A 22,436-nucleotide genomic window follows, 5' to 3' on the forward strand; every position below is an offset into this window, starting at 1 on the left:
CGTTCCCGCACTAGGGTGGGATTGATCAGCTCGATGACCCCGAGGACAGAGTCTGTGACGACACTTGAAGAGATCTCCACGCTGACCCGACCGCACCTTCCCGACGACTGGTCCGACATCGACTCGGCCGCCGTCGACACCGTAAGAGTCCTGGCGGCCGACGCGGTGCAAAAAGTCGGCAACGGGCACCCCGGGACGGCGATGAGCCTGGCTCCGCTGGCCTACACCCTCTTTCAGCGCACCATGCGGCACGACCCCAGCGACACCCACTGGCTGGGGCGCGACCGCTTCATCCTGTCGTGCGGGCACAGCAGCCTGACGCTCTACATCCAGCTCTACCTGGGCGGGTTCGGCCTGGAGCTGTCCGACATCGAGTCGTTGCGCACCTGGGGCTCGAAGACGCCGGGGCACCCGGAGTTCAGGCACACCCTGGGCGTCGAGATCACCACCGGTCCGCTCGGCCAGGGCCTGGCCTCGGCGGTGGGCATGGCGATGGCATCGCGCTACGAGCGCGGCCTGTTCGACCCCGATGCCGCCGCGGGCACCAGCCCCTTCGACCACTTCATCTTCTCGATCGCCTCCGACGGCGACATCGAGGAGGGCGTCACCTCGGAGGCGTCGTCGCTGGCCGCCGTCCAGCAGCTGGGCAACCTCATCGTCTTCTACGACCGCAACCAGATCTCGATCGAGGACGACACCAACATCGCGCTGTGCGAGGACACCGCCGCCCGCTACGAGGCCTACGGCTGGCACGTGCAGCGGGTCGAGGGCGGCGAGAACGTCGTCGGCATCGAGGAGGCCATCGCCAACGCCAAGGCGGTGACCGACCGGCCGTCGTTCATCGAATTGCGAACCATCATCGGCTATCCCGCGCCCAAGCTGATGAACACCGGCAAGGCGCACGGTGCCGCGCTGGGCGACGAGGAGGTGGCCGCCGTCAAGAAGATCCTCGGCTTCGACCCCGACAAGACGTTCGAGGTGCGCGACGACGTGATCGCCCACACCCGCAAGCTGGTGGACCGGGGCAGGGAAGCGCACGAGAAGTGGCAGGCGGACTTCGACGCGTGGGCCCAGCGCGAACCCGACCGCAAGGCGCTGCTGGACCGGCTGACCGCCGAGAAGCTGCCCGAGGGGTGGGACGCCGACATCCCCACGTGGAAACCGGGCGACAAGGCCCTGGCCACCCGTGCCGCGTCCGGCAAGGTGCTGTCGGCGGTGGGCCCCAGACTGCCCGAGCTGTGGGGCGGTTCGGCCGACCTGGCGGGCAGTAACAACACCACGATGGACGGCGTCAAGTCCTTTGGGCCGCCCTCGATTTCGACGAAGGACTACAGCGCGGACTGGTACGGACGCACGCTGCACTTCGGCATCCGCGAGCACGCGATGGGCGCCATCCTGTCCGGCATCGTGCTGCACGGCCCGACCCGCGCCTACGGGGGCACGTTCCTGCAGTTCTCCGACTACATGCGCCCGGCGGTGCGGCTGGCCGCGCTGATGGACATCGACACCATCTACGTGTGGACCCACGACTCGATCGGGCTCGGCGAGGACGGTCCGACCCACCAGCCGATCGAGCACCTCGCGGCGCTGCGCGCGATTCCCCAGCTGTCGGTGGTCCGCCCGGCGGACGCGAACGAGACGGCCTACGCCTGGCGCACCGTCCTGGCCCGCGGCAACGGCAGCGGTCCCGTCGGGCTGATCCTGACGCGCCAGGGCGTGCCGATTCTGGAGGGCACCAGCGCCGAGGGCGTCGCCCGGGGCGGCTACGTCCTGGGCTCCGGCGCCGAGGAGGAGGGCGCCGAACCCGACGTCGTCCTGATCGGCACGGGCTCCGAGGTCCAGCTGGCCGTCGAGGCACAGAAGATGTTGGCGGAGAAGGACATTGTCGCGCGCGTGGTCTCCATGCCGTGCGTGGAATGGTTCGAGTCCCAGCCCGAGGAGTACCGGGACAGTGTGCTGCCCCCGTCGGTGTCGGCCCGGGTGGCCGTCGAGGCGGGTATCGCGCAGCCCTGGCACAAGCTGGTCGGCGACACCGGCAGGATCGTCTCGATCGAGCACTACGGCGAGTCCGCCGACTACAAGACTTTGTTCCGTGAGTTCGGCTTCACCGCTGAGGCCGTCGCTGCCGCCGCGGAGCAGGTAGTGGATAACTGAGAAAGGTGTGGTTCACATGACCAGTCAGAACCCTAACCTCGCGGCGTTGAGCGCAGCGGGCGTGTCCGTTTGGCTGGACGACCTGTCGCGGGAGCGGCTGAAGTCGGGCAACCTCAAAAAGCTTATCGACACCCGCTGCGTCGTCGGTGTCACCACCAACCCGTCGATCTTCCAGAAGGCGCTCGCCGAAGGCGACGCCTACGAAGAACAGCTGTCCGAGTTGGCCGAGCGCGGCGCCGATGTCGAGGCGACCATCCGGACCGTGACCACCGACGACGTGCGCGACGCCTGCGATGTGCTGGCCCGCGAGTGGGAGGCCTCCGACGGGGTCGACGGCCGAGTGTCCATCGAGGTCGACCCGCGGCTGGCCGCCGAGACCGACAAGACCATCGCGCAGGCCGTGGAGCTGTGGAAGATCGTCGATCGGCCAAACCTGTTCATCAAGATCCCCGCGACCAAGGCCGGCATCCCTGCCATCACTTCCGTTCTGGCGGAAGGGATTTCGGTCAACGTCACGCTGATCTTCTCGGTGGAACGGCACCGTGAGGTGATGGACGCGTACCTCGCCGGCCTGGAGAAGGCTCGCGAGGGCGGACACGACCTGTCCAAGATCCATTCCGTCGCTTCGTTCTTCGTCTCCCGAGTGGACACCGAGGTGGACAAGCGGCTGGAGAAGATCGGCACCGAGGAGGCGCTCGCGCTGCGCGGCCAGGCCGCCGTGGCCAACGCCCGGCTGGCGTACGCGGCATACCAGGAGGTATTCGAGGGCGGTGAGCGCTTCGCGTCGCTCAAGGCCGACGGGGCCCGGGTGCAGCGGCCGTTGTGGGCCTCGACCGGTGTCAAGAATCCCGACTACTCCGACACGCTCTACGTCACCGAGCTCGTCGCGCCGAACACGGTGAACACGATGCCGGAGAAGACCATCGAGGCCGTCGCCGATCACGGCGAGATCAAGGGCGACACGGTCACCGGCACGGCGGCGGCCGCCCAGGAGGTCTTCGACAAGCTGTCGGCCCTCGGGATCGACCTGTCCGACGTGTTCGTGGTGCTGGAGAACGAGGGTGTGGACAAGTTCGTGGAGTCCTGGACCGAGCTGCTTCAGGAGACACAGAAGCAGCTGGATTCCGCCTCGAAATGAGTCCGGCTAAGTCTGCGGACCTATGGCGAAACCCTCTGCGCGACAAGCGGGATAAGCGGCTGCCGAGGATCGCCGGCCCGTGCGGCATGGTGATCTTCGGCGTCACCGGCGACCTGGCCCGCAAGAAGGTGATGCCCGCCATCTACGACCTGGCCAACCGGGGCCTGCTGCCGCCCAGTTTCTCGCTGGTGGGTTTCGCCCGCCGCAACTGGGACACCGAAGACTTCAGCAAGGTCGTCTATCAGGCCGTCAAGGACCACTGCCGCACGCCGTTCCGCGAGGAGAACTGGGAGCGGCTGGCTGAGGGATTCCGGTTCGTGCCGGGCGCTTTCGACGAGCAGGACGCCTTCGGCCGGCTCGCGGAGACCCTGGAGAAGCTGGACGCGGAGCGCGGCACGGGCGGCAATCACGCCTTCTACCTCGCTATCCCGCCCAAGTCCTTCCCGGTGGTGTGCGAGAAGCTGCACAACTCCGGGCTGGCCCGCCCCCGCGGCGACAGCTGGAGCCGGGTGGTCATCGAGAAGCCGTTCGGCCACGACCTGGAAAGTGCCCAGGCGCTGAACAAGTCGGTGAACGCCGTCTTCCCGGAGGAGTCGGTCTTTCGGATCGACCACTACCTGGGCAAGGAGACGGTGCGCAACATCCTGGCGCTGCGATTCGCCAATCAGCTGTTCGACCCGGTGTGGAACTCGCACTACGTCGACCATGTCCAGATCACCATGGCCGAAGACATCGGGCTGGGCGGCCGGGCCGGCTACTACGACGGCATCGGCGCCGCCCGTGACGTCATCCAGAACCACCTGATGCAGCTGCTGGCGCTGACCGCGATGGAAGAGCCGGTCAGCTTCAGTCCCCGTGCGCTGCAGGCCGAGAAGATCAAGGTGCTCTCGTCGACACAGCTGGCGGAGCGGCTGAGCGAGACCACCAGCCGCGGCCAGTACACGGGCGGCTGGCAGGGCGGCGAGAAGGTCGTCGGCCTGCTCGACGAGGAGGGCTTCGCCAAGGACTCCACCACCGAGACGTTCGCCGCGATCACCCTCGAGGTCGACACCCGCCGCTGGGCCGGGGTGCCGTTCTACCTGCGGACCGGAAAACGCTTGGGACGCAGGGTGACCGAGATCGCGCTGGTGTTCAAACGCGCACCGCATCTGCCGTTCGACGCGACGATGACCGATGAACTGGGGGCAAACGCCATGGTCATCCGGGTGCAGCCCGACGAAGGGGTGACACTGCGGTTCGGCTCGAAAGTGCCGGGCACCGCGATGGAGGTCCGTGACGTCAACATGGACTTCTCCTACGGCTCGGCGTTCGCCGAGGAGTCGCCGGAGGCCTACGAACAACTGATCCTCGACGTGCTGCTGGGCGAGCCCTCGCTGTTCCCCGTCAACGAGGAAGTCGAATTGGCGTGGCAGATCTTGGATCCCGTTCTCGACAACTGGGCCGCGGGCGGCAAGCCCGAACCGTACGAAGCCGGCACCTGGGGCCCGGAGTCGGCGTTCGAGATGCTGCGCCGCACGGGCCGGGAATGGCGGCGGCCCTGAGATGATCATCGACATGCCGGACACGACGACCACCGCGGTCAACAAGAAGCTCGACGAGCTGCGGGAGAAGATCGGCGCCGTGACCATGGGTCGGGTCCTGACGCTGATCATCGCGCCGGACAGCGAGGACATCCTCGAGGAGTCGCTCAAGGCGGCCAACGACGCCAGCCACGAGCATCCCAGCCGGATCATCGTCACGATGCGGGGCAATCCCTACGCCGACGAGCCGCGGCTGGACGCGCAGCTGCGCGCGGGCGGCGACACCGGCGCCAGCGAGGTGGTGATCCTGAAACTGTCCGGGCCGCTGGCCGGCCACGCCGCCAGCGTGGTCACCCCCTTCCTGCTCCCGGACATCCCGGTGGTGGCCTGGTGGCCCGACATCGCGCCCGCGGTGCCGGCCCAGGATCCGTTGGGCAAGCTGGCGATCCGGCGGATCACCGATGCGACCAACGGGATCGACCCGCAGGCGGCGATCAAGGGCAGGTTGCCCGGGTACACCGCGGGCGACACGGACCTGGCGTGGGCGCGCATCACCTACTGGCGGGCGCTGCTCACCTCGGCGGTCGACCTGACACCCCACGAACCGATCGAGTCGGCACTGGTATCCGGTCTGGCGACCGAACCCGCGCTCGACGTCCTCGCGGGGTGGCTGGCCAGCCGGATCGACGGCCCGGTTCGCCGGGCGGTCGGCGAACTCAAGGTCGAGCTGGCGCGCGGCAGCGAGACCATTGTCCTGAGCCGCCCGCAGGACGGCAGGACGGCAACATTGAGTCGCACGGCCCGGCCGGATGCCCTGCTTCCGTTGGCGCGCAGGGAAACCGGCGAATGCCTGGCCGAGGACCTGCGTAGGCTGGACCCCGACGAGATCTATCAGACCGCGCTCGAAGGCATCGAGAAAGTGCAGTACGTGTGAGCACCGTCGTTGAAATCTTCCCCGAGAGCCAGACGCTGGTCGCCGCCGCGGCCAAGCGGCTGGCCGACAGTATCCAGACTGCCGTGGCGGCGCGGGACCGGGCGCTGATCGTGCTGACCGGCGGCGGCAACGGCATCGGGTTGCTGAAGTCGCTCCGCGCCCAGCCGATCGACTGGTCGAAAGTGCACCTTTTCTGGGGCGACGAACGCTACGTGCCCGAGGACGACGACGAACGCAACGAGAAGCAGGCCCGGGCGGCGCTGCTCGACCACATCGATATTCCGTCGAGCCACGTGCACGCGATGCCGGCCAGCGACGGAGAGTTCGGCACCGACCTCGCGGCCGCGGCCTTGTCCTACGAACAACTGCTGGCGGCCAACGCCGAGCCGGGCCAGGCCGTGCCGAATTTCGACGTCCACCTGCTCGGCATGGGACCCGAGGGACACATCAACTCGCTGTTCCCGGACACGCCGGCGGTGCTCGAGACCGCACGCATGGTGGTTCCCGTCGAGGACTGCCCGAAGCCGCCGCCGCGGCGAATCACGTTGACGCTGCCCGCCGTCCAGCGTTCCCGGGAGGTCTGGCTATTGGTCTCCGGGGCCGGCAAGGCCGACGCGGTGGCCGCCGCCTTCGCTGGCGCGCCGCCCGTCTCGGTGCCCGCCGCCGGGGCCGTCGGCCTCGAGACCACGCTGTGGCTGCTCGACGAGGAGGCGGCGGGCAAGCTGCCGTCGCGCGCCGGGGATTAGGCACGCATGGCCGACAAAACCGTACGCGGCGGGCACGAGCGCAGCCGGATCAGGACCCTGACCCAGGCGGCGCTGAACGCCGACAAGACGGTGGAGCAGGTCGAAGACGTTCTCGACGGCCTCAGCAGGACGATGACCGAGCTGAACCTCTCGTTGTCGAACCTGAACGCCACGGTCGAGCGCATGGAGGGCGGCCTCGATCATCTGGACGGCACCCTGTCCAGCCTGGACGACCTGGCCAAGCGGCTGCTGGTGCTGGTCGCACCGGTCGAGGCCGTCGTCTCGCGCATCGAGGACATGGTGAAGGCGAGCGAATCCATGATGTCCCCGCTGGCGGCCACCGAGCATGCCGTGCGCGGCGTCTTCGACCGGCTGCGCAACCGCGCGGCTCACTGACGCCGGGCCCCGCCTACATCTTGGTGGACCGGGCCATCACGAAGCTGTACAGCCCGTAGGTGATGAGGCCCGCGCCGGCCGCGGTCAGCAGCGCCGCCCCGTAGTGTTGGGCTCCCAGAGTTTTCAGCGCCCCGTCAAGTCCGGTGGCCTTCCTCGGTTCTGAGCGACACGCGGCCAGGATCACCAGCGCGCCGGTGAGGACGATCACGGTGCCCTTGCCGATGTAGCCCGCCACGCCGAGCCGGCGCACCAGGGCACCGGACCTGCCCTCCAGGTCGTCGACGAAGGTGCGCCTCGCGCCCTTGTAGATGTGGTAACAGCCGACCGCGACGATGATCAGTCCGCCCGCGATCAGGGCGAGGGTGCCGCCGGTCGACTCCATGAGTCGCGCGCTGATGCTCGAATTCTGCTGGTCCGCGTTCCTTCCCGCGCCCCGGGCGAATCCGAACGCGGAGTAGGCGAACGCAAGGTAGACCGCCGCCAGGCCCAGGGCCTTCACCCGCAGGGACGCGTCCGACGACGAGCCGTCCGGCTTGCGGTCACACGACCGGCCGAGGGCCGATTCGACGAGCCGCCACAGGCCCATCGTCAGCAGCGCGGCCGTGGCGATCCAGAGCGCGAGCGGGCCGCCCGGCTTGGCCGCCAATGTCGCCAGGGCGCCGCTCTGGTCGGCGGTGCCATGCCCGCCGAACGCCAACCGGATGGCGAGGTAACCGACGATCAGATGCAGCAGCCCGTTGACGACGTAACCCGCGCGGGCAAGCCGTTCGAACACACCGTTCTGGGCCAGCTGCGCCGCGGTGGCCGGCGCCGCGTTGTCCGACATGGCCTACGAATGCCCCCGACTCACTTTTCCGTAACGTGTCGGCCCGTGACCTGCGTCGCCGGCGGGACGGGGCGCGGAGGGCTATCCGCTGTTGCGCAGGGCGCTCGACAGCCCGTTCATGGTCAGCAGGATGCCGCGCTGCACCAGTTCGTCGTCGTCGCCGGAGCGGTAGCGGCGCAGCAACTCGACCTGCAGGTGGTTGAGCGGCTCGAGGTACGGGAAGCGGTTGAACACCGACCGCGCCAGCGCGGGGTTGTCGGCGAGCAGGTCCTCGTGGCCGGTGATCAGCTTGTGCATGGCGATCGTCCGCTGGTGCTCGTCGGCGATCTTGTCGAACACCCGGTGGCGCAGGTCTTCGTCGGCCACCAGCTCGGCGTAGCGGGCCGCCAGCCCGAGGTCGCTCTTGGCCAGCACCTGCGCCATGTTCGACAGCGCGCCGCGGAAGAACGGCCAGCGCTCGTAGAGCTCGTGCAACGTCCGCACCCGCTCGTCCTCGCTCTCGGGGCCGGCCTTGATCCATTGCTCGAACGCCGTCCCGGTGCCGTACCAGCCCGGCAGCATCACCCGCGACTGGCTCCACGCCAGCACCCACGGGATGGCGCGCAGGTCGGCGATCGAGGAGGTGGGCTTGCGCGACGTCGGCCGGCTGCCGATGTTCAGCGACCCGATCTCGCTGACCGGCGTGGACGCCATGAAGTATTCGACGAAACCCGGTGTGTGGTGCACCAATTCGGCGTAGGCGCGCTGGGCGAGGGTCGCGATCTCGTCGAGCACCGCGTAGGCCGGCTCCGCGGCTTCGCCCAGGCCCTCGACGTCGAGCAGGGTGGACTCGAGCGTGGCGGCCAGCAGGCTCTCCAGGTTGCGCCGCGCCATCTGCGGCTCGGCGTACTTGGCCGCGATCACCTCGCCCTGCTCGGTGAGGCGCAGCGAGCCGCTCACCGCGCCCGGGGGTTGCGCCAGGATGGCCTGGTAGCTGGGCCCCCCGCCCCGGCCGACCGTGCCGCCGCGGCCGTGGAAGAGCCGCAACCGGATTCCGGTCTTGCGCGCCACCTCGACCAGGGCCAGCTCGGCGCGGTAGACCGCCCAGCTCGACGCGAGATATCCGCCGTCCTTGTTGGAGTCGGAGTAGCCCAGCATCACCTCCTGCCGGCCGCCCTGGGCGTCGACCACCGCGCGGTAGATGGGGAGTTCGAGCATCGCGTGCAGGATCGCCGCGCCGTTGTGCAGGTCGTCGATCGTCTCGAAGAGCGGCGAGATGGCGACCGGACAGTACGGTTCGGGTCCCGACGCGTCCAGCAGCCCGGCCTCCTTGAGCAGGATGCCGGCCTCCAGGACGTCGGACACCGAACGGCACATGGAAATCACGTAGGTGGGCACGGCTGCCGGACCGTAGAGTTGCACGGCGCGCGCGGCGGCCCCGACCACGCCCAGTTCGCCGCGGGCCAGGTCGGACAGTTGCGTGCGGTCACCGACCAGCGGCCGGCGGGTGCCCAGCTCGGCCGCGAGCAACCCCACCCGCTCGTCCTCGGGCAGCGAGCCGTAGTCGGGGTGCACGCCGGCCCACGCGAGCAGCTCGGCGACCACCTCCTCGTGCACGTCGGAGTTCTGGCGCATGTCCAGGCCGCTGAGGTGAAATCCGAAGACGCGCACGCCTTCTCGCAGGAGGGCGAGCCTGTCATCGGCCAGCAGGGCGCTGCCGTGGGTGCGCAGCGAGTGGTCGATGGTGTCGAGGTCGGCCTGCAACTCGGCCGGTGTGACGTATGGCGGCAGACCGAGGTCGAGTCGGTCCGGTGGTTGCTGATCCAGGATCTTGGCGGCGGTGGCGGTGAGCCGGCCGCGGACCACCCGGACGGCCCGGCGGTACGGTTCGTCTGCGCGGGCCTTCTCCTGGCACCCCTCGGACAACTCGGCCAGCGCGGGGCTGACCGCGACGAGGCGCGCCGACATCGACAGCTCCTGTTCCAGGGCGGTGAGTTCGGCCAGGTAATGCGCCAGCGCGGTGAAGGCCGCGCTACCGGTGGCCAGCCGCACCACGTCGCCCGTCACGTTCGGATTGCCGTCGCGGTCGCCGCCGATCCAGGAACCGGGTTGCAGGATGGGCCCTGCCAGCAGATCGGCGTCAGGCCAGCGGGCCCGCAACGCCTCTCGGACCTCCGCGTTCACCTGCGGGATCACCTTGAAGAACGCGGCGTCGTAATAGCGCAGCCCCACCTCGATCTCATCGGTGATCTGCAACCGGGACAGCCGGATGAGGGCGGTCTGCCACAGCGTGAGGACGTGGCGGCGCAGCTCGTGCTCGATGTTGCGGCCGTCGTCGGTCTCGGCGTGCCCCTCGGCGTGCAGCCGCATCAGCTGGGTGATCCGGTGCTGGGTGACGAAGACGGTGCGGCGGCGGGTCTCGGTGGGGTGGGCGGTGATCACCGGCGAGACCAGGGCGCCGCGCAGCGCGTCGGCGACGGTGGCCGAATCAAGCTCTGCCCGGTCGAGTTTGGCATACGTCGCGGCCAGGCTGCTGTCCTGCGGCGCATCGCCCGCGGCCACGTGGATGGCGCGCCGGCGCTCGCGGTGGATGTCCTCGGCCACGTTGGCCAGCAGCGCGAAGTGGCTGAACGCCCGGATGACCGGGATGGCCAGGCGGATGTCGATGCCGTAGAACATCCGGGCCAGCTCGGCGCGATCGATCTCGGAGCGACGGACCCGGAAGGACTCCACCCGCGCCCGCTCCACCAGGTCGAAGACCTCGTCGCCGTTCTGTTCGCGCACGGTGTCGCCCAGGATGGCGCCCAGCAGCCTGATGTCGGCCCGCATCGGCTCGGTCGCCTCGCGGCCGACGAGGGTCCGCTGGACGGCACCGATGGGCTCCAGAGCGGTGTCAGTGACCTCAACCATGCGTCCCAGTATCGTGGCGGATCGCCCGGTCCGCCCCTCGGGGAAAGCAGCGACGGGTCAGCGGTACTTGATCAGCAGGGCCATACCGACGATGCACACCAGCCAGATACCCGTGATGAACAGGGTCAACCGGTCCAGGTTCTTCTCGACCACCGTCGAACCGGAGAGGCTGGACTGCACGCCCCCGCCGAACAGCGTGGACAAGCCGCCACCCTTGGCGCGGTGCAGCAGCACCAGCAGGACCACCAGGATGCTGGTGACGACCAGCGTGATCTGCAGCGCCAATTGCATGACGCGCAGTTTACCCGGCGCGCGCCCGTGCCCTACGGAAGGGGCCCGCCGGCGGCGATCGCCGCCAGCGTCGCGAACTGCTCGCCGTCCAGCGACGCCCCGCCGACCAGGGCCCCGTCGATGTCGTCGCGGGCGACGATCTCGCCGATGTTCTTGGCGTTCACCGACCCGCCGTAGAGCACTCGCACGCCCTCGGCGACCTGCGCCGACGCCAGCGCGCCCAGCTCCTTGCGAACCGCGGCGCACACCTCCTGCGCGTCGGCGGCGCTGGCAACGCGCCCGGTGCCGATCGCCCAGACGGGCTCGTAGGCGACGACGACCCTGCCGATCTGCTCGGCGGACAGCCCCGCCAGCGACCCGCGCAGCTGCCGCTCGCAGTGGCCGACGTGCTCGCCCGCCTCACGGACGTCGAGGTGCTCGCCGATGCAGACGATCGGGGTCAGCTCGTGCCTGAGCGCGGCGGCGGCCTTCGCGGCCACCAACGCGTCGTCCTCGTGGTGGTAGGTGCGCCGCTCGGAGTGCCCGACGATGACGAACGTGCAGCCCAGCTTGGCCAGTAGCGGCCCGCTGATGTCGCCGGTATAGGCGCCGGAGTCGTACTGCGAGAGGTCCTGGGCCCCGTAGGTGAGCCGCAGCTTGTCGCCGTCGACCAGGGTCTGCACGCTGCGCAGGTCGGTGAACGGCGGCAGCACCGTGACGTCGACCCTGTCGTAGTACTTGTCCGGCAGGGCGAACGCGATCTTTTGCACCAGCGCGATCGCCTCGAAGTGGTTGAGGTTCATCTTCCAGTTGCCGGCGATCAACGGCTTGCGGCTCACGCGTCACCTCCCGGCTGCGGCCGGTTCAACACCTCGATACCCGGAAGTGTCTTGCCCTCAAGGTATTCCAGCGACGCGCCACCGCCGGTCGAGATGTGCGAAAAGTCACCCTCGGGGATGCCGAGGGCGCGCACCGCGGCCGCGGAGTCGCCGCCGCCGACCACGCTGAACGCGCCTTTGCCGGTCGCGGCGGCGATGGCGTCGGCGACGCCCTTGGTGCCCGCGGCGAACGACGCGAACTCGAAGACGCCCATGGGGCCGTTCCAGAAAATCGTCCTGGCGTTGGACAGCAACGCCGTGAACCGTTTGACCGAGCCCGGCCCGATATCCAGGCCGATCTTGTCATCGGGGATCGAGTCGGCCCCGACGGTCTGCGGCTGCGCGTCGGCGGCGAACTTGTCGGCGACGACGATGTCCATCGGCAACCGCAGCACGTCGACGTAGGTGTCCAGCAACCGCCGACAAGTTTGAACCATCTCCTCTTCCAGCAGCGACTTGCCCACTGAGAAACCCTGCGCGGCAAGGAAGGTGAAGCACATGCCGCCACCGATCACGATGCTGTCGGCCTTGGTCGCCAGCGACTCGATGACGCCCAGCTTGTCGGATACCTTTGACCCGCCGAGCACCACCGCGTAGGGGCGCCGGGTCGAGCTGGTCAGCTGCTCGAGCACCTCGATCTCGCCGGCCACCAGCGTGCCGGCGTAGTGTGGCAGCAGCGTCGCCACGTCGTACACCGACGCCTGCTTGCGGTGCACCACCCCGAAGCCGTCGGAGACGAAAGCCCCCGCCGGACTTACCAATTCAGCCATCTCGCGGGCCAGGGCCAAGCGCTCGGCGTCGTCCTTGCTGGTTTCGCGCGGGTCGAAGCGGACGTTCTCCAGCAGCAGGACGTCGCCGTCGGTGAGCCCCTCGGCGCGGGCCAGAGCGTCGGCGCCCACCACATCACCGGCCAGTTGCACGTGCCGGCCCAGCTGCTCGCCGAGCGCGGCCGCGACCGGAGCCAGCGACAACTTCGGGTCGGGCCCGTTCTTCGGGCGGCCCAGGTGCGCCGCGACCACCACCCTGGCGCCGGCGTCCAGCAGCGCTTTCAGTGTGGGGACCGACGCGGTGATCCGGCCGGGGTCGGTGATTACGCCGTCTTCGTCGAGCGGGACGTTCAGGTCGGAGCGAACCAACACGCTTCGACCGGAAACCCCTTGCTCAAGCAGGTCTTCGAGCGTTGGAACGGCCACGATTACAGCGACTTGCCGACCAGGCCGACCAGATCGACCAGGCGGTTGGAGTAGCCCCACTCGTTGTCGTACCACGACACGACCTTGGCCTGGTTGTCGATCACCTTGGTCAGGCCCGAGTCGAAGATCGAACTGTGCGGGTCGGTGACGATGTCGCTGGAGACGATCGGCGCGTCGTAGTACTTCAGGATGCCCTTGAGCTTGCCCTCGGCGGCGGCTTTGAACGCCGCGTTGATCTCCTCGGCGCCGGCGGGCTTCGACAGCTCGGCGGTCAGGTCGGTGACCGAGCCGGTGGGAATGGGGACCCGCAGGGCGTAGCCGTCGAGCTTGCCCTTCAGCTCCGGCATCACCAGCCCGATCGCCTTGGCCGCACCGGTGGACGTCGGGACGATGTTCAGCGCCGCGGCGCGGGCCCGGCGCAGGTCTTTGTGCGGGCCGTCCTGCAGGTTCTGGTCCTGGGTGTAGGCATGGACGGTGGTCATCAGGCCCTTGACGATGCCGAACTCGTCGTGCAGCACTTTGGCAAGCGGCGCAAGGCAGTTCGTGGTGCAGGAGGCGTTGGAGATGATGTTCTGGCTGCCGTCGTACTTGTCGTCGTTGACACCCAGGACGATGGTGATGTCGGGGTTGGTGGCGGGCGCCGAGATCAGCACCTTCTTGGCGCCTGCGTCCAGGTGGCCCTTCGCCTTGGCGGCGTCGGTGAACAGCCCGGTGGATTCCACGACGACGTCGACGCCCAGGTCGCCCCACGGCATCGCCGCCGGGCCTTCCCTGACCTCGAGTGCGGAGATCTTGCGGTTGCCGACGACTATCGTGTCCTCGCCGTCGAGGCTCACGTCGAAGGGCAAGCGGCCCAGGATCGAGTCGAACTTGAGCAGGTGCGCAAGCGTGTGGTTGTCGGTGATGTCGTTGACGGCAACCACCTCGATGTCGGCGCCGCCCTGCTCCTGTTGAGCCAATAAGGCACGGTAGAAGTTGCGCCCGATACGACCGAAGCCGTTTATACCTACCCGGACCGTCACTTGCCTCTCCCTGTCTTCCTGCTGTTGCGAGTCCGCTGATGTCGCGCTCGTGGTCAGCCTAGAACAGTGAGGTGCCGCAGCGTGCTGCCGGTGAGCGCGCATCGGGTTCGCCGTCGCCCGGGACCGGCGTACCCGTAGCGCCACCCGCCCCGAATGCCGCATTCCGCGGGCGCGAAATCAGCTCAATTTGAATTCAAAAGGCGCGGCCGTCAAAGTCCCGGAAAGAAAGCCCGTGGGAGGAATCCCGAATGAAATACCCGGCCGGTCCGCGGGCCGGCATGTAACGAGGCACGGACGGCCATTCCGGCCGGTGCCGGCCACCCCGGTTGGGGGTGTTGACCACCGCATCCACCGGGCGGCGCGAAATGGCCTCGCGGGGGCTTTTGGAATGCGGAAACGTCACCTTTTGGAAACGGTGCGGCGCGTTCGTTCCCCGTTGTGCACCCGATCCCGACAATTGACTCGGTCGTCCCAGCACGACCTGGGTACGGCAAGCGGCTGCACCGATTGACTGCGAAATGTCGAGCGTGAATATAAGGAGTTGACGTTGATGACGATCTTTGAACGGGTCAACATCAAGATATTTGCCAGCGCCGGGTTGTGCGGAGCCGCTATGGCGATGAGTCCGGACGCGGCCGCCGCCCCGTTCATGACGGGCGGGGCCTGCATCCACCAGCAGGCCGGCGACGCTATCGCGCCGGCGGCCGCTGGAGCGGACGCCGCGGGCGCACCGGTGGTAGTGGCCGGCGATGTGTGTACGACGAGTGCCCCCCTCACCGACATGTCCGGCGTCCCGCTGGCCGTGCCTGGGCCACTGGCCGCGCCGGTGCCGGCCGGAGCACCGCTGATCGCCCTCGGGCCACCGATTCCGGCCGGTGCCCCGATACCGGCCGGCGCTCCGCTGCCGGCGGTGCCGGTGGTGCCGGTGGGCGCTCCGCTGATCGCGCTGGCCGGGGCTCCGGTGGACGGGGTCATCGCCGCGCCGATCATCGACATGGCCAAGGACGTGCCGACCGGTCCGGCGCCCACCGGCGGGCCGGTGCCCGGTCAGCCGGTTCCGCCCGGCCCCGCGCACTGAGGCCGATCCCGTTCGAAGACGACGCGGACCCGCTGGGTTATCCCAGCGGGTCCGTTTCGGTTCGGGCCGGGGGTTCGGTCAGGAGAAATCAGCCAGTAAAGACTGGTAGGCGGCCGTGCGGCAGTGCCGTTCAGTGCCGTTCGATGGCGTTCAGTGCCGTTCGATGGCGTTCAGCGCCGTTCGATGGCGTTCAAGGCGGCACCACCCGCGTGTGAGCCGGGAGCTATTCCTGGACGATCACCGGGTCGCCCACGTGGACCGCGTTGTAATACCACTCCGCGTCCTGTGGGCTCAGGCTGATGCAGCCGTGGCTGACGTTCTCGAGCCCGAGGGAGTTGACCGCCCACGGCGCCGAGTGAACGAAGAGTCCGTGGTTGGTGATGCGGACGGCGTAATCGACCGGGAGCCGGTAGCCGTCGGGGTCGTCGACGGGGATGCCGACGCTGCTCGAATCCATGATCAGCGAGCGTTCCTTGGACAAGACGGTGTACGTGCCGACCGGCGTCGGGAACTCCGGCCTGCCCATCGAGGCCGGCAACACACCCTGTTCGCCGAAGTGTGGCCGGTGATGGGGGGTGGGCACCGGGGGCGTCGGTCCGGCCTCGACCCCGTCGATGCTGACGGTGAAGGTGTGATCCGAGATACTGGCCACGCCGACGACGGCGGGGCCCGTCTCGAACTCGGTGGCCACGCCGCCGACCGACAGCGCCATGGTGCTGTGTGCCGGCCAGAACCGGTCGGGCACCCACTGCACGACGTCGTTGTCGAGCCACTCGAATCTGCCGGTCATCGCGGGCGCCGATCTGACGTCGAGGGCACGCTCGGCCGCGTGCCGGTCGGCGATGGGAACCCGGAACCTCACCACGATCGGGTGCGCCACGCCCACCACCGCGCCCCGCGCCGGCAGCACCGACGCGATCGGGGGCCCGGATGGCCGGCTGGCCGCCGCCAGCCTGATATCGGCGGGCCCCGCTGCCACGCTCGCAGCGATCCCGACAACGGCGAGGACACACCGAAAAACCGCCCGCATGGCTCCAATTCCCTTTAACTGACAGAGTTGCAATAGTGATGTTAAGGCGGTGTGACCAGTGTAAACGTAAGGGCGCGTAAGCGATTCGATCAAGTATGGGTCACGTTTCGGCTACGGCCGGTTGCGCAGCCAGCGCAGCGCCGACTCGGCGGCGTGGTAGCCGCACAGGCCGTGGATGCCGGCCCCCGGCGGCGCGGACTGCGAGCACAGATACACCCCCGGCACGCCGGTCGCGTAGGGGTCGACGGCGATGCGCGGACGGAAAAGGACCTGCAGGCCGTCGTTGGCGCCGCCGATGATGTCGCCGCCGACGAAGTTGGGGTTGTAGGCCTCCAGCTCGGCGGTGCCCTTGCTGACGGTCGCGACGACGCGGTCGCGAAAACCCGGGGCGAACCGTTCGATCTGCTCGACGACGGCCGCGGTCGCGTCGCCGGTGTAGCCGAACGGCACGTGCGCGTATGCCCACACCGGGTTGATGCCGCCCGCCGACCGCGACGCGTCGGCCAGGTACTGCTGGCCGACGAGCACGAACGGCCGCCGCGCCATCTTCCCTTGCGCGCGTTGATGTTCCGTGTCGGCGATCTCGGCGAATGTTCCGCCGAGGTGGACGGTCCCCGCGCGTCCGCAGTAGGGGTTCGTCCACGGTATGTGGCCCTCGACGGCGAAGTCGACCTTGAACGCCGACGAGCCCTCGCGGTAGCGCCGATAAGACCGTGCGATGCGGCCGGGCATCACGTCGCCGTAGAGGCCGAGCACCCCGGCGGGGCTGAGGTCCAGCATGACCACGTCGGCGCCGCCGATCTGGGCGCGGTCGGTGACCCTCACCCCGGTGCTCACCGTGCCGCCGTGCTCGGCCAGCGCGGCGGCCAGCGCGCGAGTGATCGAGCCTGATCCGCCCCGGGCGACGGGCCAGCCGTAGCGATGCCCGCTGGCCAGGATCATCAGGCCCAGCGACGCGGTGAGCGGGCGGTCCAGCCGGGTGTAGACGTGGGCCGCCGCGCCGCCGAACAAGGCGCGCGCCTGCTCGGTGCGCAACCAGCGGGCCACCGCGGTGGCCGGCAGCAGCGCGCGCGGACCGAAGCCGGCCAGGCGAAGCGGGTGATGCGGGATGTTCAGTGCCGGGCGCAGCAAGTCCTGCGCCAGGGCGTCGAATCCCCTTGCCAGGTCGCCGATCATGAGCCGCCACCGGCGGGCGTCGGCACCCATCAGCTCCGTGGTTCGCTCGATCGACTGATACAGCACGCCGGCGGTGCCGTCGTCGAGCGGGTGGGCGCAGTCGATCTCCGGCCAGTCCCACTCGAGCCCGTGGCGCTGCAGGTCCAGCTCCCGCCAGAACGGCGAACCGACGCCCAGCGGGTGGAATGCCGAGCAGTGGTCGTGGATGACACCGGGCACGGTGAGCTCGCCCGAGCGCGCTCCCCCACCGACGGTCTCGCCGGCCTCCAGCACGTGCACGTCGACGCCGTTGCGGGCCAGCTGGATTCCCGCGGCCAGGCCGTTGGGCCCGGCACCGACCACCACCGCCTTAGGCACGGACGGTCACCGGGAAGTCGTCGCCCGGCTCGGGCCACGGTTGCCGGCTCAGCATGCTGTCCACCTCGACGTACCCCTCCTCGATCAGCCCGGTCTTCGCGTCGACGATGCGGTACTGCTGCCGTTGCGCCTGGATCGGCTGGCTCTCCAGGATGATCACCCGCACGTCGCCCTCGTCGAACCGGCAGCGCCGCTGCAGCGCGGCGAGCAACTGCTCGTTGTGCAGGTGACCCTCCCCGAAATTCCACCCGATCAGCGGCCCGGCGACGATCTCACCGTCGCGCAGGACGTAGCCGGCCTCGTCGGCGCCGACGGCACGCGCCACCAGACCGTTGAGCGCCCGTCCGTGAGTGTGCATGGACCGCCACGCCATCAACTTGTCGATCATGAGTTCGGCGGTGTCCGGATCATAAAGCCGGGCAAGTTGTTTGGGGACCAGCGCCGCGGCTTTGGTGACGTTTGCCTCGATCCGGTCCTCGACGCCCGCCCGCAGGCACCAGGTGCTGGTGGCCCAGTTTCCGGCGTAGTAGCGCATCGCCGGAAGAAACGAAACCTGCTCGGGGAACAGATTGCCCACGATCGGCACCACCGCCAGCGCGCCGACCAGGATGGCCAGCAGCAGCGGGGAGCTCAGCCCCGTGGCCCTGACGCCGGCGTAGTGCCCGAACAGGTAGAACAGCGAGAAGATGAAGAACACGTTCCACTCCAGCGGGACTCCCATCGGGATGGTGGACGTGATGTTGAGGTGGAACAGCACCATGAACGCGATGAGGAACCAGGCCCACCGGTGCCCGTCGGCGAACAGCACCAGGACCAGGGGCACCAGGAACTCGGCCGTGGTGCCGCCGACGTGCGCCATCATCGTGGGCACCCACGACGGGCGCAGGTCGTCGACGGGGTCGCGGTAGAGCCTGCGCTTGAACCAGTTGAAGGCGCGGGACCGCAACAGCGGGTTGTTGCTCATCATGACCGCCACCACGTAGGGGAAGTGGTGGTTGAGTTTGGACGTCGCCGCTCCCCACCACAGCGCCAGCATGATGATCTTGTACGCGGCGATCTGGTCGGTGAAGCCGAAGAAGAAGACCAGCAGGGTCAGTCCGTAGTGTTCACCCCGCGCGGCGAGGAACACCGTCTTGTCGCGCAGGCCCAGCAGCGCCAGCGCCACGATGGCCGGCACCACGACGGCGGGATCGATCAGGCCGACGTTGGCGGAGGGGACGCCGGCCGCGCTCACCGGCCCGCCCCGCCCGGGTGACAGCAGCGCCCATACGCCCGAGCCCAGCACGACCAGATACAGCGCCACGTCGACGACGGTGCGGCTGTCGCCGGCGGTGAAGGGGATCTTGCCCGGCCAGGGCGGCAGGCGAATCGTGTTGGGCCGCAACCAGTACAGGAAGCCGCCGAACGGCGGCCAGAACCGCGCGGTCAGCGGCCCCGATCCACAGCCCAGGCCCAGGATCTCGAAGAGCAGGGTGAAGACGACGACCTTCTGATAGACGATGGGCTGCGTCCACCAGTCCGCGATGCGCCAAAGACCGCCGAGGCCCGGCGTCAACGAGATCGTCGCGGCGGCGCCGGCGACGTACACCGCGATCTTGAACACGTAGAAGAGGTACACCGCGAAGGGAGTGCCGAAGCCGTTCTCCACCCAGTGGCGGGACATGATCTGGCGCCGGGCCGACCGCGGCAGCGTGCGCCAAATGCGGGGGTCGACGTCGGGAAGCTCCGGTGTCATGAACCCCATGGCGGCGAAATATGGTGCGATTCAGGCCGAATCGACGGCGACGGCTACCGGGCGGCGAACCGGTGCCGCGCGGCCAACGGGGGTTCGCCGACGTTTCGCCGCGGAAACCTCCGGCGCAGCTCGTCGATCATCTTGTCCAGGGTCCGCCGGTCTTGTTCTTCGGCGCGCGTCATGCGCCGGAAGTTGCAGGCGGCCTCGGTCTCTCCCTGGGCTTCCGACGCGGCGAGCGCCTTGCGGTACTCGTCGATGCGGTGGTCGATGAGCCGACGGCGCTGGGCGAGCAGATGCAGAAAGTAGTCGGCCTGTCGGCTGTCGGCCGACACGGGCGGTTCGGCCTCGCCGATGGCCGGGCCCGCGGCCAGTGCCCTGGAGTGCCGGCCGTCGCGGCGGCCGCTCGACCCGCGTGCCGCCACCGAGCGTCCTTGCCGCTCGTCAGGCACACCGGCGAACTCCATCTGGCCTCTTTCAGCTCGTCGGGCGTTTGGGCGTGCGTAACAATAACGCGCCGGATCGGCCAGCACCATATGGACGAAGAAGAAAGGAACAAACGCCGTGAGCTCCGGCCCGTGGCCGGTCGCTACCATCGAGGGACTCGACGCGGCCCACCAACGCCAAGCGGCCTCGCCGGAGCCACGAGGGAGGAACGTGACCGACAGCGACAGCGCGGACGGCGGGGACATCGGCAAGTTCGACCCCATCCTGACCCAGCGCCTGATGGGCGCGATGCGCCCGGTCCTGAAGACCTATTTTCGGTCGGAGGTCCACGGCCTGGAGTCCTTCCCAGCAGGCGGGGTCCTGGTGGTCGGCAACCACTCCGGTGGCATGTTCCCCATGGACGTGCCGATCTTCAGCGTCGACTTCTACGACAAGTTCGGCTACGACCGGCCGGTCTACACGCTGAGCCACGACATCCTGATGACCGGTCCCACCGCCTCGTTCTTCCAGCGCACCGGCTACATCCGCGCCAACCGCGAGAACGCGGCGAACGCGCTGCGGTCCGGCGGCGTCGTCATCGTCTTCCCCGGCGGCGACTACGACGCCTACCGGCCCACGCTGTCGGAGAACGTCATCGACTTCAACGGGCGCAAGGGCTACGTGAGGACCGCGATCGACGCCGGCGTGCCCATCGTGCCCGCGGTGTCCATCGGCGGGCAGCAGACGCAGCTCTACCTGACCCGGGGCACCTGGCTCGCTGAGCGGCTGGGGATCAAGCGCCTGCTGCGCAGCGCCATCCTGCCGCTGTCGTTCGGCTTCCCCTTCGGCTTGAGCGCCGTCATCCCGCCGAACGTGCCGCTGCCCACCAAGATCACCACGCAGGTGCTGGAGCCGATCGACATCTCGAGCTTCGGTGACGACCCGGACGTCGACGAGATCGACGAGCACGTGCGGTCGGTGATGCAGCAGGCGCTCAAGGATCTCGCCGCCAGGCGCCGATTCCCCATCGTGGGCTGAGCCGTGGCCTCTCGTGTCAACCAGATCGCCGGCCTCCTCGCCACCCTGACGCGCGCCGGGATGATCGCGCCGATGCGGCCCGACCGTTACCTGAAGATGGCCGCCGCCATGCGCCGCGAGGGCATGGGCATCACCGTGGGCTTCGCCGGCGCGGCGCAGCGCTGCCCGGACCGCCCCGCGCTGGTCGACGAGCTGGGCACGCTGACGTGGCGGCAGCTCGACGCGCGGATCAACGCGCTGGCCGCGGCGCTGCAGGCGCTACCCGGCGGCCAGCCGGCGGTGATCGGGATCATGTGCCGCAACCACCGCGGCTTCGTCGAGGCGCTCGTGGCCGCCAACCGGATCGGCTCCGACATTCTGCTGCTGAACACGTCGTTCGCCGGCCCGGCGATGGCCGACGTGGTCAACCGCGAGGGCGCCGACGCCGTGATCTACGACGAGGAGTTCACCGCGACGGTCGACCGCGCGCTGGCCGACAAACCCGGCGCCGTACGCATCGTGGCGTGGACGGAGGGCACTCATGAGCGGACGGTCGAGAAACTGATCGCCGACCACCTCGCACAGCGGCCCGCGCGCACCGGCCGCAAGGGCAAGATGATCCTGCTCACGTCAGGCACAACCGGAACACCCAAGGGCGCCAAGCAATCCGGTGGGGGCGCCGGGATCGGCACCCTCAAGGCGATCCTGGACCGCACGCCGTGGCGGGCCGAGGAGACCGTCGTGATCGTCGCCCCGATGTTCCACGCCTGGGGATTCTCGCAGCTGGTGTTCGCCGCGTCGATGGCCTGCACCGTGGTCACGCGCCGCAAGTTCGACCCGGAGGCCACGCTCGACCTCGTCGACCGCCACAAGGCGACGGGCCTCGCGGTGGTGCCGGTGATGTTCGACCGCATCATGGAGCTACCCGAGGAGGTGCGAAACCGCTACAGCGGCAAGTCACTTCGGTTCGCAGCCGCGTCCGGGTCCCGGATGCGCCCCGACGTCGTCACCGCGTTCATGGACCAGTTCGGCGACGTGATCTACAACAACTACAACGCCACCGAGGCGGGCATGATCGCCACCGCCACCCCGGCCGACCTGCGCGCCGCGCCCGACACCGCGGGCCGGCCGGCCGGCGGGACCGAAATCCGGATCCTGGACGGCGAATTCAACGAACTACCCACCGGCGAGGTCGGCACCATCTACGTCCGCAACGACACCCAGTTCGACGGTTACACCTCCGGCACGACCAAAGACTTCCACGCCGGGTTCATGTCTTCGGGTGACGTGGGCTACCTCGACGAGGCCGGGCGGCTGTTCGTCGTCGGCCGCGACGACGAGATGATCGTCTCCGGCGGCGAGAACGTCTATCCGATCGAGGTGGAGAAGACGCTGGCGGCACACCCCGACGTGGCGGAGGCCGCGGTGATCGGCGTCGACGACGAGCAGTACGGCCAGCGGTTGGCGGCGTTCGTGGTGCTAAGCCCGGGAGCCCGGACCGGCGTGGACGAGCTCAAGCAGCACGTCCGCGACAACCTGGCCAACTACAAGGTGCCCCGCGAGATAGCGATCGTCGACGAACTCCCCCGCGGCAGCACGGGCAAGATCCTGCGCGCCGAATTGCAGGCCAAGGTCAGCGGCTCGTGAACCGGAC

The 22,436-nt window shown here is 68.9% G+C and carries 19 protein-coding genes; 9 read left to right on the forward strand and 10 right to left on the reverse strand.

The window, feature by feature from the left end:
- The first annotated feature begins 54 nt into the window (after nt 1–54).
- The 6 genes from tkt to G6N48_RS09425 are packed head-to-tail and all read left to right on the forward strand — an operon-like array spanning nt 55 to nt 6,888.
- Nucleotides 55–2,154 (forward strand): transketolase, encoded by a 2,100-nt coding sequence (gene tkt, locus G6N48_RS09400; RefSeq protein WP_085269641.1) that lies wholly within the window; start codon nt 55–57, stop codon nt 2,152–2,154.
- A gap of 16 nt (nt 2,155–2,170) precedes the next feature.
- A complete protein-coding gene (gene tal, locus G6N48_RS09405) occupies nt 2,171–3,292 on the forward strand; it encodes a transaldolase (RefSeq protein ID WP_085269642.1) in 1,122 nt (373 codons plus the stop codon).
- Complete coding sequence (gene zwf / locus G6N48_RS09410) at nt 3,289–4,833, forward strand: glucose-6-phosphate dehydrogenase (protein WP_085269643.1); 1,545 nt, start codon at nt 3,289–3,291, stop codon at nt 4,831–4,833. Before tal ends, zwf begins: the two co-directional genes overlap by 4 nt.
- Nucleotide 4,834: 1 nt before the next feature.
- Entirely contained in the window at nt 4,835–5,746 is a 912-nt protein-coding gene (gene opcA / locus G6N48_RS09415) for a glucose-6-phosphate dehydrogenase assembly protein OpcA (RefSeq protein ID WP_085269644.1), read from the forward strand.
- Nucleotides 5,743–6,492 (forward strand): 6-phosphogluconolactonase, encoded by a 750-nt coding sequence (gene pgl / locus G6N48_RS09420; protein ID WP_085269645.1) that lies wholly within the window; start codon nt 5,743–5,745, stop codon nt 6,490–6,492. The genes opcA and pgl overlap by 4 nt, the downstream gene beginning before the upstream one ends.
- 6 nt (nt 6,493–6,498) lie before the next feature.
- Nucleotides 6,499–6,888 (forward strand): ATPase, encoded by a 390-nt coding sequence (locus G6N48_RS09425; protein ID WP_085269646.1) that lies wholly within the window; start codon nt 6,499–6,501, stop codon nt 6,886–6,888.
- Between the two features lie 13 nt (nt 6,889–6,901).
- On the opposite strand, the gene G6N48_RS09430 is transcribed toward G6N48_RS09425, so the two are convergent.
- From G6N48_RS09430 to gap, 6 genes are all read right to left on the reverse strand, one after another.
- A complete protein-coding gene (locus G6N48_RS09430; RefSeq protein ID WP_085269647.1) occupies nt 6,902–7,714 on the reverse strand; it encodes a DUF1206 domain-containing protein in 813 nt (270 codons plus the stop codon).
- Nucleotides 7,715–7,795: 81 nt separating this feature from the next.
- On the reverse strand, nt 7,796–10,603 hold the full coding sequence (gene ppc / locus G6N48_RS09435) for a phosphoenolpyruvate carboxylase (RefSeq protein WP_085269648.1): 2,808 nt from the start codon (nt 10,601–10,603) through the stop codon (nt 7,796–7,798).
- 57 nt (nt 10,604–10,660) lie between these two features.
- A complete protein-coding gene (gene secG, locus G6N48_RS09440) occupies nt 10,661–10,894 on the reverse strand; it encodes a preprotein translocase subunit SecG (protein WP_085269649.1) in 234 nt (77 codons plus the stop codon).
- 32 nt (nt 10,895–10,926) lie between these two features.
- Nucleotides 10,927–11,712, reverse strand: coding sequence for a triose-phosphate isomerase (gene tpiA, locus G6N48_RS09445; RefSeq protein ID WP_085269650.1), 786 nt, complete (start codon nt 11,710–11,712; stop codon nt 10,927–10,929).
- Nucleotides 11,709–12,944, reverse strand: a complete 1,236-nt coding sequence (locus G6N48_RS09450) for a phosphoglycerate kinase (RefSeq protein WP_085269651.1) — start codon at nt 12,942–12,944, stop codon at nt 11,709–11,711. The genes tpiA and G6N48_RS09450 overlap by 4 nt, the downstream gene beginning before the upstream one ends.
- A gap of 2 nt (nt 12,945–12,946) precedes the next feature.
- Entirely contained in the window at nt 12,947–13,966 is a 1,020-nt protein-coding gene (gene gap, locus G6N48_RS09455) for a type I glyceraldehyde-3-phosphate dehydrogenase (protein WP_085269652.1), read from the reverse strand.
- A 541-nt stretch (nt 13,967–14,507) separates the two neighbouring features.
- Between gap and G6N48_RS09460 the strand changes: the two genes are divergently transcribed.
- A complete protein-coding gene (locus G6N48_RS09460; protein WP_085269653.1) occupies nt 14,508–15,044 on the forward strand; it encodes a hypothetical protein in 537 nt (178 codons plus the stop codon).
- Nucleotides 15,045–15,267: 223 nt separating this feature from the next.
- On the opposite strand, the gene G6N48_RS09465 is transcribed toward G6N48_RS09460, so the two are convergent.
- The 4 genes from G6N48_RS09465 to G6N48_RS09480 all read right to left on the reverse strand — a co-directional run bounded on the left by G6N48_RS09465 (nt 15,268) and on the right by G6N48_RS09480 (nt 19,806).
- On the reverse strand, nt 15,268–16,074 hold the full coding sequence (locus G6N48_RS09465) for a L,D-transpeptidase (RefSeq protein WP_085269654.1): 807 nt from the start codon (nt 16,072–16,074) through the stop codon (nt 15,268–15,270).
- 111 nt (nt 16,075–16,185) lie between these two features.
- Nucleotides 16,186–17,607 carry a phytoene desaturase family protein gene (locus G6N48_RS09470; RefSeq protein ID WP_085269655.1) on the reverse strand — a complete coding sequence of 474 codons (1,422 nt, stop codon included), beginning with the start codon at nt 17,605–17,607 and terminating at the stop codon, nt 16,186–16,188.
- The gene (locus G6N48_RS09475; RefSeq protein WP_085269656.1) at nt 17,600–19,351 is read right to left on the reverse strand and encodes a DUF3556 domain-containing protein; all 1,752 of its coding nucleotides are present in this window, start codon (nt 19,349–19,351) and stop codon (nt 17,600–17,602) included. The genes G6N48_RS09470 and G6N48_RS09475 overlap by 8 nt, the downstream gene beginning before the upstream one ends.
- A 44-nt stretch (nt 19,352–19,395) precedes the next feature.
- Complete coding sequence (locus G6N48_RS09480; protein WP_139825812.1) at nt 19,396–19,806, reverse strand: hypothetical protein; 411 nt, start codon at nt 19,804–19,806, stop codon at nt 19,396–19,398.
- A 190-nt stretch (nt 19,807–19,996) separates the two neighbouring features.
- On the opposite strand from G6N48_RS09480, the gene G6N48_RS09485 reads away from it, so the two are divergent.
- Both G6N48_RS09485 and fadD12 read left to right on the forward strand, forming a co-directional pair.
- The gene (locus tag G6N48_RS09485; RefSeq protein ID WP_085269657.1) at nt 19,997–20,803 is read left to right on the forward strand and encodes a lysophospholipid acyltransferase family protein; all 807 of its coding nucleotides are present in this window, start codon (nt 19,997–19,999) and stop codon (nt 20,801–20,803) included.
- 3 nt (nt 20,804–20,806) lie between these two features.
- On the forward strand, nt 20,807–22,429 hold the full coding sequence (gene fadD12, locus G6N48_RS09490; RefSeq protein WP_085269658.1) for an acyl-CoA ligase FadD12: 1,623 nt from the start codon (nt 20,807–20,809) through the stop codon (nt 22,427–22,429).
- Nucleotides 22,430–22,436 lie beyond the last annotated feature (7 nt).

Source organism: Mycobacterium parmense (assembly GCF_010730575.1).
In the GTDB taxonomy this organism is placed as follows: Bacteria; Actinomycetota; Actinomycetes; order Mycobacteriales; family Mycobacteriaceae; genus Mycobacterium; species Mycobacterium parmense.

Coding starts and splice junctions, on each gene's coding strand:
- tal (WP_085269642.1), top strand. CDS start 2,171: ATGACCAGTCAGAACCCTAACCTCGCGGCGTTGAGCGCAGCGGGCGTG.
- zwf (WP_085269643.1), top strand. CDS start 3,289: ATGAGTCCGGCTAAGTCTGCGGACCTATGGCGAAACCCTCTGCGCGAC.
- opcA (WP_085269644.1), top strand. CDS start 4,835: ATGATCATCGACATGCCGGACACGACGACCACCGCGGTCAACAAGAAG.
- G6N48_RS09425 (WP_085269646.1), top strand. CDS start 6,499: ATGGCCGACAAAACCGTACGCGGCGGGCACGAGCGCAGCCGGATCAGG.
- G6N48_RS09430 (WP_085269647.1), bottom strand. CDS start 7,714: ATGTCGGACAACGCGGCGCCGGCCACCGCGGCGCAGCTGGCCCAGAAC.
- ppc (WP_085269648.1), bottom strand. CDS start 10,603: ATGGTTGAGGTCACTGACACCGCTCTGGAGCCCATCGGTGCCGTCCAG.
- secG (WP_085269649.1), bottom strand. CDS start 10,894: ATGCAATTGGCGCTGCAGATCACGCTGGTCGTCACCAGCATCCTGGTG.
- G6N48_RS09465 (WP_085269654.1), bottom strand. CDS start 16,074: ATGCGGGCGGTTTTTCGGTGTGTCCTCGCCGTTGTCGGGATCGCTGCG.
- G6N48_RS09475 (WP_085269656.1), bottom strand. CDS start 19,351: ATGGGGTTCATGACACCGGAGCTTCCCGACGTCGACCCCCGCATTTGG.
- G6N48_RS09480 (WP_139825812.1), bottom strand. CDS start 19,806: ATGGAGTTCGCCGGTGTGCCTGACGAGCGGCAAGGACGCTCGGTGGCG.